Source organism: Ruegeria sp. AP7 (assembly GCF_056539905.1).
Window position 1 is genome coordinate 1 of record NZ_JBQFVT010000010.1, and the last position, 13,975, is coordinate 13,975.

Here is a 13,975-nt window from a genome sequence, read left to right on the forward strand (position 1 = left end):
TCCCACTCGCGCAGCTGGTTACGGATCTTGTTGTCGGCCAGAACCTCATCCGCGCGATAGATACGCTTGGCGATGGTTTCGATCTTCTCAAACAGTGGCATGTCGTCGGGGTAAATCGGCGAGAAGTTGGCGCTGCCGCCTTCGACGATCTCGACAACCTTTTCGGCCAGCGGGGCAGATCCTTCCGAGCCCAGCTCCCAGTGACGCGACAGAACCGCCTCGACCCCATGCTCACCGCAATAGTCACTGACCGCCTGCACTTCGGCATCCGTGTCGGTGACAAAATGGTTGATGGCGACAACAACCGGAACGCCGAAGGATTTGACGTTCTCGATGTGACGACCCAGGTTGGCACAGCCCGATTTGACCGCATCAACGTTTTCCGCGCCCAGATCAGCCTTTGCCACGCCGCCATTCATCTTCATCGCGCGCACGGTGGCGACCAGTACCACGGCCGACGGAGCGATGCCCGCCTTGCGGCACTTGATGTTCATGAACTTCTCGGCCCCCAGATCGGCCCCAAAGCCCGCTTCGGTCACGACGTAGTCAGCGACTTTCAGCGCCGTCTTGGTCGCGATGACCGAGTTACAGCCATGTGCGATGTTCGCGAAGGGGCCGCCGTGGACAAAGGCCGGGTTGTTTTCCAGCGTCTGAACCAGGTTCGGCTGCATCGCATCCTTCAACAGCACGGTCATCGCGCCTTCGGCCTTGATGTCGCGGCAATAGACCGGGGTCTTGTCGCGGCGGTAGGCCACGATGATATCACCCAAACGCTTTTCCAGATCTTTCAGGTCGTTGGCCAGACAGAGGATTGCCATGACCTCGGAGGCCACGGTGATGTCAAAGCCTGCTTCACGCGGGAAGCCGTTCGACACGCCGCCCAGAGACGCCGTGATCTGGCGCAGCGCACGGTCATTCATGTCGACCACACGGCGCCATGCGACGCGGCGGGTGTCGATCTCGCACTCGTTGCCCCAATAGATGTGGTTGTCGATCATTGCCGACAGCAGCGAGTGGGCCGAAGTAATCGCGTGGAAGTCACCCGTGAAGTGCAGGTTCATCTCTTCCATCGGAACAACCTGCGCGTAACCGCCACCCGCAGCGCCGCCCTTCATGCCGAAGTTCGGGCCAAGCGAGGCTTCGCGGATACAGATCATCGCGTTCTTGCCGATGCGGTTCAGTCCGTCGCCCAGACCAACGGTGGTGGTCGTCTTGCCTTCACCCGCAGGGGTCGGGTTGATCGCCGTGACCAGGATCAGCTTGCCATCTTCGCGGTCCTGAACCGAATTGATGAATTCCTGACTGACTTTCGCCTTGTCGTGGCCGTAGGGCAGCAGATCATCACTGGAAATGCCCAGCTTGGCACCGATCTCCTGAATCGGCTTCTTGTTTGCCTCACGGGCAATCTCAATATCGGATTTATAGCTCATTGGGTCGGGTCCCTGATTGAATTCCGTGCACGGCCGACGCGCGGGAGTCGGCGCTATGCAGTCCTTACGATGGTGCAGCGCCTTAGTGAACACAGATTCCGACATAATCAAGCCGTGAAACGGCTTCGATCCATTTCGGGCATTACCTATAGAGGTCTTATGTTTTCAAGGTGACCAAGGACGTTGATCCGGTACAAACAATGACATGCAATCGCCTATTCGCACTTTGCCTGGCCGTTCGACCCAGGCCGTCACGCCTCTGCGGCCCTGTGCCGCAGATTTGAATAATGCACCATAACCGGGAGAAACGGCCTCTATTTCACGCCCTGGCATGACACAGGGGCGGTTTTCCATATCAACGGTGATGGTTAAGCCCCCCTCGGCCTGCAGCCGAGAGCTTGGTGGTATGTGGGTAAAATCTGGGATCCCTTTGAGAACCATACTTGCACCCAGCAAAGAGGGATCAAGCCCATCCAGCCGCATATCACGAGCGATCACATCCAGTTCATCAGCGCACAGAACAGAAAGCTGACGCACATTCCTAATCTCAGTGCCGTTCGGGTACAGGTCCCTGACCCGCGAACACGACGCCCGGGTATGCCCCTCATGGCGTGCACCCCGGTCGCCTTCGAATTCGAGATCAAGCGCTTCGACCGCCTGTGCACTAATAGCGCCACCAACCACTACGTGACCCAACCAGACAACCTCGGCAGCGTATTCCATTTTCCGCAATACCGGCATTTCCTACATCACCCTCTCGCCTTGTGGGTCATAGAGAACATGCGGGTGATGTGATGGAAAGAAAAAAGACCCGAGCAACGCCCGGGTCTGTCTGGTTAAGCTGAGGGTTCAGGTTCCATGCCACCTTCGGGTGGAGACTTCTTAGCCTTGGTTTTGGGAATCGCGGTGACGCTTGGCGCGTTGCCCTCATCTGGCTTATCGCCTTCGTCATCGCTCTCACTTGGCGATTCTCCATTCATAACCCGCTTGATCTCATCTCCGGTCAGCGTCTCGTATTCGAGCAAACCCTGAGCCAGGCGTTCCCATTCCTCGTTCTTTTCGGTCAGAATCTGGTGCGCGCGCTCATAACCTTGCTGGATCAAGCGCTTCACCTCTTCCTCAATCAGCTCTTTCGTATGAGCCGATACTGAGAATCCGGCAGTATTGCCCGAATAGCCTTCGTGGGCTTCGGCATAGTCAATGTTACCGACCTTGTCCGACATACCCCAGCGCATCACCATAGCCCGCGCCAATTGGCTGGCCTGCATAATGTCGCCTGCAGGGCCATTCGAGACGTGATCTTCGCCGTATTTGATCACCTCGGCCGCCTTACCTGCCATGGTCATGGCCAGTTTCTGCTCGCACTCATCCCGGTGATAGTTCAACCGATCCATCTCGGGTAAGGACACAACCATACCCAACGCTCCACCGCGTGGAATAATGGTCGCCTTGTATACGGGATCGCACATCGGCAATTCCAGACCAACGACGGCGTGACCGGCCTCGTGATAAGCCGTCTTCTCTTTTTGATCCTGGGTCAGCACCATCGAGCGGCGCTCGGCGCCCATCATCACCTTGTCCTTGGCGTTCTCAAAATCTTCCATTGTGACAAAGCGGCGACCCACACGAGCGGCCATCAGCGCGGCCTCGTTCACGAGGTTCGCCAGATCAGCACCCGAGAAGCCGGGTGTACCGCGCGCGATGATACGCAGATCAACATCTGGACCCAAAGGCGTCTTGCGCGCGTGCACGCCCAGTATTTTCTCACGGCCTTTGATGTCAGGGTTGCCGACAGTCACATTGCGGTCGAACCGGCCCGGACGCAGCAGAGCCGGGTCCAGCACATCCTTACGGTTGGTGGCCGCCAGAATGATCACGCCTTCATTGGCCTCGAACCCGTCCATCTCGACCAGAAGCTGGTTGAGGGTCTGTTCGCGTTCATCGTTACCACCGCCATAACCCGCGCCACGATGGCGACCTACGGCATCGATCTCGTCAATAAACACGATACATGGCGCGTTCTTCTTGGCCTGTTCGAACATGTCGCGCACACGGGATGCACCTACACCCACAAACATCTCGACAAAGTCTGAACCCGAGATGGTGAAGAACGGCACGCCCGCCTCACCCGCAATCGCGCGGGCCAGCAGCGTTTTACCGGTCCCCGGAGGACCAACCAGCAGCGCACCTTTTGGAATCTTGCCACCCAAGCGGCTGAACTTCTGCGGGTTGCGCAGGAATTCAACGATTTCTTCCAGTTCTTCCTTGGCCTCATCAATGCCGGCGACGTCGTCAAAGGTTACGCGCCCATGCTTTTCGGTCAGCATCTTAGCCTTGGATTTGCCAAAGCCCATCGCGCCGCCTTTGCCGCCGCCCTGCATCCGGTTCATGAAATAGACCCAAACACCGATCAGCAGCAGGAAGGGCAGCAATGTGATCAGGAACGACTGGAACCCTGACTGCTGCTGTTTCACAGCCTCAACAGGGATGTTTTTGTCGATTAGCAGCTTGGTAACCTCGGCGTCGGCGGGTTTGATCGTAGTGTAACTGGCGCCGTTCTGAGTCGAGTAGCGAATCTGTTCACCGTCCAGCGTGACTTTGTTGACCTCACCACTTTCAACGGCGGACACAAAATCAGAATAGGTTTTTTCATTGCCCTGAAGCGACCCGCTGGGTCCGCTGAACAGGTTGAACAGTGCAAGGATCAGTAGAAACAGAACGACCCAGAAGGCGATGTTGCGAGCGTTGCCCAAGGAAAATCTCCCGAAAGGTTTCGGCAGGTAGCGACCTGCCGGAGTTACCCCTTAAAATAGAGAGGATTGTGGCAGGTTCAATGCGATAAAATCAAAGCCGCAAAGTCAGACCTTTCTGGCAGCAATTCGACGCGCCATTCATTCGCGAAACTGGCCAAAGGTGCCGCCAAAACCGTATCGCCAGCCCAAACGGCGGGTGTCGACAACACTACAGTACGGGGTTTGCCTGTGGAGCGCCAATTTTCGAGCTGCCGAATTCCATCTTCACCCAGCGCCCGAATTTCAGCATCTGCACGATTTGGACCAGATACGATCCAGCGGCGGTCCCATGGTTCAAGCGGTCGTGCGCATTGATCCCTGATGGCGTTTAGCTCTCTGCAAATCCAAGTTTTTTTGCCTTCTGGAACCAGGATACAGCCCCCGAGCGTCGTCGTCTGGCCAGAAGAGATCGTATCCATCACTTGGTCCACCGCGTTGTGACGCGGAGGATAGCCAGCGCCAGCAATCCACAAGACAGACGCAATCACCAAACGCCGGCGAATTTCCTCGGGTAAAGTTTCGAAATCACCGCGGTCGAGACACAAATCGCCATCCGACACCTGGATGCATCTGACAGCGGATTCCTGCGTGTAGCGTGCCAGAGCCTCACGCGCTTGTGCCATATTTTCAGCAACCTTTGATAAGTTCGCTGCGGTGATGCCGATCCGATCCAACCCGGATAGGACCTGACGCGCCTTGATCCGATCAAAGCGCTGGTCCTGATTCGAGGGGTCATCAATCCAAGAAATGTCTTGCGCAGTCAGATAGTCTCGTAAGCGCTCACGTGTCGTGGTTAGCAATGGGCGCAATAGGGCAATCCCCTCTTCTTTGCGCGACCCGGACATTGCTGAAAGGCCTGAAACGCCCGCTGCGCGCGCCAACCGCATCAGAACGGTTTCGGCCTGATCGTCTGCGGTATGACCCAGTGCGATTGCCTGCAACCCCTTGGCCTTGGCCCAGGCGACAAGCAGTCGATATCGCGCACGCCGCGCCTGATCTTGCAGATTACCGACTCTGTCCCAACCTTGCCATTTCAGTATTTCATGAGGGATACCCCAGCGCTGCGCCAGTGCCGCGGCAGCCAGAGCTTCCGAGGCTGATTCAGGTCGCAGTCCATGATCGACCGTTGCCGCATGTAGTTCCAATTGCTCTTGCTGTGCTATGTCCGCCAACAAACGCATGAGGGCAGTCGAATCACTGCCCCCTGAAACCGCCACACCCAGCCGACATGGTAGCGGATCCGGCAAGCGCACCCGCACTTCAGCCCGAAGCGTATCGGCGTCAATGTTCAAGAACAGCCCAGCGTTGCCATTTCCTGCACGGCCGAAGCCGCTGGTGCCGAGGTCGGGAACCGCACACCAACTTCGCCGAGTGTAATGCAGGCCTGATCTGTTTGACCCAATTGTCCAAGCGCTGCGCCCAACTCGAACAAAGCCTCGGGGGCCAGGGGGCCTTCGGAATCGCCTGTGAAACTTGCCAAGAACGCGCGTGCAGCTTCCCTGGTATCACCCACCCCTTTAAGCGCCTGCCCGCGCCGCAAATTAGCCTGACTCGCCAGCGGACTACCGGGATAAGACAGGTCGAACTGCGCAAACAGATCGGCTGCGGTTTGGAAATTCCCATCCGCCAATGCCTGTGAAGCAGCGTCAAAATCCGCCTGCTCACCCACAGCAAGTTCACCTTGATCCGTGTCCGAGGGTTGCGTCGGCGTTGGTGAAGGAGCTACCGCAACTTCCGTTTGTGTCTCACCGCCCAGTGTGGAGGTTTCGCCCAATATGCTCAGGTCTCCGCCTTCAAGCTCAACCAGACGGAACTCCAGATCACCAATCCGGTTCGTACCGTCGGTGACGATATTCTGCACCCGCTGGTTCAACTGCTCGGTTTGGCGCGTCAGACGCTGCAACTCGGCCTCGATCGCGTCGACACGTTCCAGAACGGAACTGCCGGACAGGTTCGGCGCGGGCGAGCCTGTGGTCGAAAACTCGCGCTTGAGACGCTGGATTTCCACATGCAGCACGGTCAGTTCCTGACGGATATCCGCCAAAGTCTGCTGATCCTGTGCCTGTGCCACACCAGCGACGGCCACAACCGCCGCAAGAACCAATCCCGCAAATCGCATCATCTTACCCCAAGGTTGAGCCGGTCAGCACCGTCACCGCGCGGCGGTTTTTGGAATAGCAATCCTCGGTGCTGCAAATTTCGATAGGGCGTTCCTTGCCAAAGCTGACGGTGGTCAATCGGTTGCCCGCAACTCCGCGCGAGATCAAATACTCCCGAGCTGCGTTTGCGCGACGGGCGCCAAGCGCAAGGTTGTATTCGCGCGTGCCCTGCTCGTCCGCGTGGCCTTCGATGTTGGCGACAAAATCCGGGTTGGCCAGCAGCCAGTCGGCCTGCCCCTGAAGAACCGTCTGCGCCTGCGGACTGAGCGTGGACTGGTCGACGGCAAACAGAACCCGGTCGCCAACTGTCTGCTGGAAATAAGCTGGCGAGCGCGGATCACTGGGAGACCCCGGAACCAGAGCACCGCTGCCACCGGCGCCTCCGCCCAGTGCCGACGGATCGTTATTCGTACAGGCAGCAATCAGGGTCAGCACCCCGATAGCCGCGGCTTTGCTCAACAGTTTCATCTCAAGTGCCTCGTGTTTCGTTGTTTATTGCCGCGCTTCTATCACATTGCGGGTTTGTTGTGAACGTTACCTGCTGCCTGTTCCGATCAATTCTGCAGTGGTCCCCAAGACGGGTCGCTACCCCCATCCGGCGTTCGCACAGGGCGCAGGTTCCTTCCCGAAATATCCACGGAGTAAAGCGTCGATCGACCGCTCGCGCCTTGTGTTTCGCGGGTGAACATGATGACCCGCCCGTTCGGTGACCAGGTGGGACCTTCGTCTAGGAAAGAAGCGGTCAAAAGACGCTCTTCACTGCCGTCGGTGCGCATAACGCCGATGTGAAAGCGGCCCTTATTCTGCTTGGTAAAGGCAATCAGGTCACCACGCGGAGACCAGACCGGCGTGCCATAGCGTCCCTGTCCGAAACTGATCCGCGTCGCCTCGCCGCCGTTGGCGGGCATGATATAAAGCTGCGGAGTGCCCGAGCGGTCGCTCTCGAACACGATCTGGCCACCATCCGGCGAATAGCTGGGTGCGGTCTCAATCGCAGGTGTGTTTGTCAGCCGCACACTTTGACCCGAGGCCAGATCCATCTTCCACAGATCCGTGTTTCCGCCCTGCGTCAGCGAATAAACAATCGAGCGACCATCGGGCGAAAAGCGCGGCGAAAAGCTCATGGTGCCTTCCTGCGTTGGCAATTCCTGCCGTTTCACGCGACCGACATCCAGCACGTAGATGCGTGGCTGACCGGTTTCATAGCTGGTGTACAGCAGCCGGTCACCAGTCGGCGAAAAGCGCGGCGCCAGCACGATGGCGGCGCTGTCAGTCAGGTACTGCACATTCGCGCCGTCATAATCCATGATCGCCAACCGCTTGCGCCGCTGATCCTTCGGGCCACTTTCCGATACGAACGCAACCCGGCTATCAAAATAAGCACCCTCACCGGTGATCCGGGTATATACCTGATCGGCCACCTTATGCGCCATCCGACGCCAGCCGTCGGTGGTGCCGGCAAACTGCAACCCATTGCCCAGTTCCTGACCCGAGAATACGTCCCACACCCGGAACCGAACCGTCAGCCGTTTGCCCGAAACATTGACCGCGCCTGTCACCAATGCCTGCGCGTTGATTGCTTTCCAGTCGGCAAACTGCACCGGAGCATCAAAACTGCTGACCCGGCTGATGAACGCATCTGATGAAATTTCGCGAAACAGGCCCGTTCCCGTCAGGTCCGACACGATCACGCGCGATATATCCTGAGCGTATTGTGCCGCGGAAGGCCCATCCGGCACAAAACTCGGCACCGCAAACGGCATCGGCTCGATGATCCCTTCATCGATTTCCAAGCGCAGCGGGCCACTCTGGGCATAGGCCGAGGTCGAAAGAAGGGTCAGGCCAACGAAGAGGCTGGTCAGAAGTTTCATCATTTGATCCGCATCCTCTCGGGATTGAAGGTAATCTCAATATCCTGCCATTGATCGTATTTGTCAGCAGGCAGGTCGTATCCTTTGGCGCCACAGCGTAAAATCGCGCGCCGCGCTGCCTCGTAGGCTTGTTTTGCCGAAGCGGCCGAGCCGCCTGTACTGTCCAGCAACTGCAGGCTGCCACCGACCACTTTACCGTCCCGGGTAAGCGAGAACCCAACGACGACGATAGTTTCCAGCGCATCCGTCGACAGAGATCCGACATTCCAACACCGCGACACGGCAACCCTCATCGCATCTTTCTCGCCGCTGGTCAGTGGAGGACCCAAAGGTTCGGTACCATTCCCCAGCGCCTCAGCAAGCGCGTCGTTGATTGCCTGATCATTTTGCGCGGGTTCTGTCGGAGCGGGTTCAGGTGCTTCGGCAACCTCAGGCTCGGGTGTTGGCGCTGGTCGGTTCGGACGCACGCGCGGGCGGGGCGAGGTGCGGGGAGCCGGATCCTCGACCTCTTCCGCCTCGGTAACGATCTCGGGCGCGGCTTCTTCAGGAGCAGTCTGGTCCTGCTGCTCTTGCTGAACCTCAGCACCCTCATCCAAAGAGACGGGAGGGGTCTCAATGTCATCCGGTTTCGCCTCCGGCGGGGGTGGTGCAATCTGTTCAGGTGCGATCTTATCTGCGGGGCTCGGTTCCGCCTCGGGACCCGGAGGAACCGGAAGCGCCGCCACCTCGGGCTCGGGCTGTTCAAGCGTCGGGGGCTGTTCGATCAGCTCAGGTTCGGGCTGTATTTCTACCTCCTCGGGCTCCACCTCAGGCTCGGGTTCCGGCTCTGGCTGGGCAACCGGTTCCGGCTCTGGCTGTTCTTCCGGTGCTGGGTCCGGCGTATCAATCTCGTCCGGCTCTGTGGGTTGTTGTAATTCAGCCGGGTCAGTCGGCACCTCTGGTGCCTCCCGCTGGGCGGTCATTGCCGCAAACTGCTCAGACGATATCACGGTGACATCCTGCACTGCCATCGGCAACGGCTCGGACCGGAAGGTCCCTCCGAACAGCGCCCAGCTGATCAGGCTGACATGCGCAATTGCCGAAATCTTGGTGCCGGTCTCCACCGCGCGACCTCACTCTCACCCTTCGTCCAGCGTTGGCCCGCCGGTATCGGTTACAAGACCCACGTTGGAGAACCCGCCTGCATTCAGCGCACCCATGACCTGCATTACCTGCGCATATGGGATAGCACCGTCAGCACGCAGGAACACTCGATCACTGCTGCGCTCAGCCGCAATGGCGCGCAACTTGCCGATCAGCTCTTCGCGCAGCACATCTGTTGTCTGGATCTGTACTCGGCCGTCTGCCGTCAGAGTGACAGTCAATGGTTCTTCGTTGTCACCGGGTAAGGCGCTTGCGGCCGTCTTTGGCAGATCAACGGGCACACCAACGGTGAGCAAAGGGGCAGCCACCATGAAGATAATCAGCAACACCAGCATGACATCCACAAATGGCGTCACATTGATCTCGGCCATCGGCTGGGCACGGCCGCGACGCCGCCCGCGCCGGCGTCCGTTATCACCCGAGGATTGCTGAACCGCCGCACCCATCGTCAGCTATCCAACTGCCTGGACAGGATCGTTGCAAATTCATCGGCGAATGCTTCGTAACCGCCTACGATCCGATCACTGTCGGCGCTGAGCTTATTGTAGAAAATCACTGCCGGAATGGCAGCAAGCAAACCAAGGCCTGTGGCCAGCAACGCCTCGGCAATACCGGGGGCCACAACCGCAAGATTGGTGTTTTGCTGTTCAGCAATCTCGATGAAAGCGTTCATGATGCCCCAAACCGTTCCGAACAGGCCGATAAATGGTGCAGTCGAACCTACCGTGGCTAGAATGGACAGTCCTTTTTGCAGCCCTTCGGCTTCTTTAGCGATCGCCACATCCATCGAGCGGTCAATCCGCGCGGTCGCCCCGGCGATCAAACCACCATCGTTACGATGCGAGCGGCGCCACTCGATCATCCCGGCTGCAAAAATCTTCTCAGAACTGCCATCCGGCTGTGTTCCGATCTTCTCGAACAACTCGTCCAGAGGATTCCCTGACCAAAAGCTTTCGTCAAACACCTGAGCCTCACGACGCGCCGCCCGGTAATTGATCAGCTTTTGAATGATGATCGCCCAAGACCAAAAGGACGCGATCAAAAGGATCAGCATCACGATTTTGACGATAAATGTCGCACGGGCAAACAGCCCCCACATGGAGAAATCGATCTCCTGCGCCAGCGCCAGCGTTTCAGCTTCCATGAACCTGCTCTTTGTTTTGCCTGATGGCCATTTGGCCTTGTTTTGCCAAACGCTAACGCAGATGGAGGGGAAAAGCCAACAGAACCACCCCAGAGGGTGAAAATGTTACATCAATGCGCGAATCTCTGCCGGAAGGCGCACGGGCTTACCCTGCGCATTCATGCAAACCGCGGTGACCGCGGCACGAAAGATCTCGGTTTCACCACGTCTAACCAATTGCGACATCGACAGCCGCGCACCCGATAGTGAAACCATCTCGGTTTCCACCACCAATTCATCTTCGAAGCGCGCGGCAGCCAGATAATCCGCCTCGATCCGCCGCACGACCCAGACAATACCCGCATCCCGCATCGCGTTCTGATCGTTGCCCAGCTTGCGCACCCAGTCGGACCGGGCGCGTTCGATGAACTTCAGGTAATTCGCGTGATAGACTACCCCGCCCATGTCGGTGTCTTCGTAATACACGCGAACCGGGTAAACATGTTTCATTGCGGTTGTTCCAATCGGGCAAACAGACGCAACGCATGAGAGGAATCCTGCGCTGCCCCGGGTAAAACCGGATCGTAGGCGGCGCGGATCAAGGCGGCAATATCAGGCCGTAAGATCGTTGCGTCACCTGCGATGGCCAAAGGTGACGCGCTACGGAATGCCGTATCGGACCATAGCAGAATGGTCTGCACCACCTGGCTGAGCGCCAGTGTTTCCGCCGGGACCTTGGACATCTCCTTGTCCATGCACAGAAACACAAAAGCCGCGCGAATTGCGCCATCTTCTTCGAATCGGAAAATGCGATACTGATTGGCATCAGCGGCAACCAATCGCTCGACCAATGGAGCCAAATCCGGGATCAGGCGATCCAGGTCAGGAACTTCCAACAACTCCTGCCAATTTCGGAAGAAGAAGACCATGCAGTTGGCACCCAGCTCAGGGTCCGTCTCGGTCATCTTATGACCGGCCAGAGTGACGACCGCTTCAAACGCGCCTTTGACGGTCGCGAGTGTCTCATCCTCGACACCGAATACGATTGGCGCGATGGGCCGCCCCCAGCGCGCAAACAAAAACTCACCGTTTTCGCGCGTGAACAGCGCTTGGATCTCTTCCGGAGTCACGCTTGAACCTTCATCTTCTGAAAAATACTCTCAGTAGAGGCATAAAATCTCTTGCGAGCTGCTTCAACCAAACAGATCGCTTTGCCCTTTGGGCACAGCCATCCCCAAATGCGTCCATGCTTTCTGCGCCAGCATCCGTCCGCGCGGGGTGCGTTGGATCAATCCTTGCTGCAACAGATAGGGCTCGATCACTTCTTCCAGCGAGTCCCGGCTTTCCGACAACGCCGCCGATAGCGTCTCTATTCCAACCGGACCACCAGCATAGTTCTCGGCAATCAGCTTCAGATACCGGCGGTCGGCCCCGTCCAGACCCAGATTGTCGACACCCAATCGGGTCAGCGCTCCATCCGCTAACTCGCGGGTAATCCGACCATCACCTTCGACAATGGCAAAATCCACGACCCGCCGCAGCAAACGACCGGCGATCCGCGGTGTGCCGCGTGACCGTCGCGCAATTTCGCGCGCGCCTTCATCGTCGGCAGGAGCTCCCAGCTTCCGCGCATTCCGTGTGACAATCTCATGCAGCTCATCGACCGTGTAAAACTGCAGCCGCGTTGGAATACCAAAGCGATCCCGCAGCGGGGTCGTCAATAGCCCCATGCGTGTGGTCGCCCCGACCAGCGTGAAAGGCTGTAACTCAATTCGCACCGTCCGCGCCGCCGGGCCTTCACCGATCACCAGATCGAGCTCGAAATCCTCCATCGCTGGATAAAGCACCTCTTCAACTGCCGGGTTCAGACGATGAATCTCGTCGATGAACAACACATCCCTTGATTCCAGATTGGTCAGGATCGCCGCCAGATCCCCCGCCTTGGCCAGAACCGGCCCCGAGGTCATGCGGAAATTCACTCCCAACTCACGCGCCATGATCTGCGCCAGCGTGGTCTTCCCCAATCCCGGGGGGCCATGGAACAGTGTATGGTCCATCGCCTCACCCCGCTGGCGGGCCGACTGGATAAAGATGCGTAGGTTCGCGCGTGCCTCGGCCTGACCGATAAATTCATCAAGGCCCTGAGGGCGCAGGGCGCGATCATTGTCTTCCGGCATCGGCTCGGGGCGCAAGGCGGGATCGGCGTCTACCATTAACTTACCCTTTCGGAGCCAGCAGTTTCAGCGCGGCGCGGATCAGATCGGCTTCACCCGCATCGGGCATATTGGCCGCTGCCTCAGCGACAGCAGAAGCCGCCTCGGATGGGCCATAGCCAAGATTGCCCAGCGCCGAAAGCGCGCCCGCAGAAGCAGCAGCAGCGCCTGAGGCCGGTTTTACCGCTCGTTTCGGCGCGGGCGCAGGCTCACCCGCGTCGATGACTTCCAGAGCGGGACCCTCCATTGCTTCGGTCACAGTGCCACCCATAGCCATCACGCCTGGGGCTTTGTCCTTCAGATCCAACACGATCCGTTGTGCCGTCTTCGGTCCGACACCCTTGGCTGCCTTGACCGCACCCCAATCGCCCAAGGCGATCGCACGGCTGACACCATCCGGTCCCAACGCACTGAGGATCGACAACGAGACCTTCGCGCCCACGCCCTGGACCGAGCACAACAGGCGATGCCATTCCTTCTCTACCAAGGACAGAAAGCCGTAAAGCTGCATCAGGTCTTCGCGCACAACCATGTCTGTGTAGATCGATACACCTTCACCCACACCGGGCAAAGCCGCCATGGTCCGATCTGAGCAATAGACGATGTACCCGACCCCGCGTACGTCGATCAGAACGTGATCAGCAGCGCGATAGTCCAGTCGTCCGGTGAGTTTGCCGATCATGCACGCACCTCTTTCAACCGAGCCTGCGGAGCGGAGCCATAGTAGGAGTGACAAATCGCAATCGCCAAAGCGTCCGCTGCATCCGCCCCTTTGGGCGAACAACCCGGCAGTTGCAATTTAACCATGTGCAACACCTGTTCTTTCTCGGCGTGGCCGACACCCACCACAGTTTTCTTGACCCGGTTGGGGGCGTATTCACCCACCGGCAGACCGGCTTGTGCCAGGGTCAATAGCGCAACACCTCGCGCCTGCCCCAACTTCAGGGTTCCTGCTCCGTCTTTGTTGACAAAGGTCTGTTCGATGGCCGCCTGATCGGGCCGGTGTTCAGCGATAACCTCGACTATCTGGTTGTGGAGCGACAAAAGCCGTTCTCCCAAATCATCACCATCGGATTTACACAAGCCATTGGCGACGTGGCTCAGGCGGCTTCCCGTTGATTCGATGACGCCCCATCCCAGGGTCCTTAGACCCGGATCAATGCCCAGAATTCGCATGTTTGCTTCGGCCTGCTCGGGTTTACGTGATCTTTTTCCATCGATTAGCACGAAGCGTGAACATTTTC

Annotated in this window: 15 protein-coding genes; all 15 read right to left on the reverse strand. The window is 58.3% G+C overall.

Annotated elements, in window-relative coordinates; all coding sequences use genetic code 11:
- The coding region (locus ACR0KN_RS16290) for a formate--tetrahydrofolate ligase (protein ID WP_480655013.1) at nucleotides 1-1,430 on the reverse strand (1,430 nt) is incomplete at its 3' end.
- 165 nt (nucleotides 1,431-1,595) lie between these two features.
- Nucleotides 1,596-2,171: an MOSC domain-containing protein gene (locus ACR0KN_RS16295; protein WP_319545172.1), complete on the reverse strand. Its 576-nt coding sequence runs from the start codon at nucleotides 2,169-2,171 to the stop codon at nucleotides 1,596-1,598.
- A 95-nt stretch (nucleotides 2,172-2,266) separates the two neighbouring features.
- Entirely contained in the window at nucleotides 2,267-4,183 is a 1,917-nt protein-coding gene (ftsH, locus tag ACR0KN_RS16300) for an ATP-dependent zinc metalloprotease FtsH (protein WP_010438169.1), read from the reverse strand.
- Between the two features lie 77 nt (nucleotides 4,184-4,260).
- Complete coding sequence (tilS, locus tag ACR0KN_RS16305) at nucleotides 4,261-5,481, reverse strand: tRNA lysidine(34) synthetase TilS (protein ID WP_480655241.1); 1,221 nt, start codon at nucleotides 5,479-5,481, stop codon at nucleotides 4,261-4,263.
- A 29-nt stretch (nucleotides 5,482-5,510) separates the two neighbouring features.
- Entirely contained in the window at nucleotides 5,511-6,341 is an 831-nt protein-coding gene (gene ybgF, locus ACR0KN_RS16310; protein WP_480655015.1) for a tol-pal system protein YbgF, read from the reverse strand.
- A 4-nt stretch (nucleotides 6,342-6,345) separates the two neighbouring features.
- Nucleotides 6,346-6,849, reverse strand: a complete 504-nt coding sequence (pal, locus tag ACR0KN_RS16315; RefSeq protein WP_480655017.1) for a peptidoglycan-associated lipoprotein Pal — start codon at nucleotides 6,847-6,849, stop codon at nucleotides 6,346-6,348.
- Nucleotides 6,850-6,935: 86 nt separating this feature from the next.
- The gene (tolB, locus tag ACR0KN_RS16320) at nucleotides 6,936-8,255 is read right to left on the reverse strand and encodes a Tol-Pal system beta propeller repeat protein TolB (protein WP_170477337.1); all 1,320 of its coding nucleotides are present in this window, start codon (nucleotides 8,253-8,255) and stop codon (nucleotides 6,936-6,938) included.
- Nucleotides 8,252-9,355 (reverse strand): energy transducer TonB, encoded by a 1,104-nt coding sequence (locus ACR0KN_RS16325; protein WP_480655019.1) that lies wholly within the window; start codon nucleotides 9,353-9,355, stop codon nucleotides 8,252-8,254. The genes tolB and ACR0KN_RS16325 overlap by 4 nt, the downstream gene beginning before the upstream one ends.
- 15 nt (nucleotides 9,356-9,370) lie before the next feature.
- Nucleotides 9,371-9,841: a protein TolR gene (gene tolR / locus ACR0KN_RS16330; RefSeq protein WP_010438155.1), complete on the reverse strand. Its 471-nt coding sequence runs from the start codon at nucleotides 9,839-9,841 to the stop codon at nucleotides 9,371-9,373.
- Between the two features lie 2 nt (nucleotides 9,842-9,843).
- A complete protein-coding gene (gene tolQ / locus ACR0KN_RS16335; protein WP_480655021.1) occupies nucleotides 9,844-10,539 on the reverse strand; it encodes a protein TolQ in 696 nt (231 codons plus the stop codon).
- A gap of 105 nt (nucleotides 10,540-10,644) precedes the next feature.
- Nucleotides 10,645-11,028, reverse strand: a complete 384-nt coding sequence (gene ybgC / locus ACR0KN_RS16340; protein ID WP_170545473.1) for a tol-pal system-associated acyl-CoA thioesterase — start codon at nucleotides 11,026-11,028, stop codon at nucleotides 10,645-10,647.
- A complete protein-coding gene (locus tag ACR0KN_RS16345) occupies nucleotides 11,025-11,648 on the reverse strand; it encodes a hypothetical protein (protein WP_480655023.1) in 624 nt (207 codons plus the stop codon). The genes ybgC and ACR0KN_RS16345 overlap by 4 nt, the downstream gene beginning before the upstream one ends.
- A 63-nt stretch (nucleotides 11,649-11,711) precedes the next feature.
- Nucleotides 11,712-12,731 (reverse strand): Holliday junction branch migration DNA helicase RuvB, encoded by a 1,020-nt coding sequence (gene ruvB, locus ACR0KN_RS16350; protein ID WP_480655025.1) that lies wholly within the window; start codon nucleotides 12,729-12,731, stop codon nucleotides 11,712-11,714.
- 4 nt (nucleotides 12,732-12,735) lie between these two features.
- Nucleotides 12,736-13,413 (reverse strand): Holliday junction branch migration protein RuvA, encoded by a 678-nt coding sequence (gene ruvA / locus ACR0KN_RS16355; protein ID WP_260023067.1) that lies wholly within the window; start codon nucleotides 13,411-13,413, stop codon nucleotides 12,736-12,738.
- Nucleotides 13,410-13,907 carry a crossover junction endodeoxyribonuclease RuvC gene (ruvC, locus tag ACR0KN_RS16360; RefSeq protein ID WP_170781487.1) on the reverse strand — a complete coding sequence of 166 codons (498 nt, stop codon included), beginning with the start codon at nucleotides 13,905-13,907 and terminating at the stop codon, nucleotides 13,410-13,412. The genes ruvA and ruvC overlap by 4 nt, the downstream gene beginning before the upstream one ends.
- Nucleotides 13,908-13,975 lie beyond the last annotated feature (68 nt).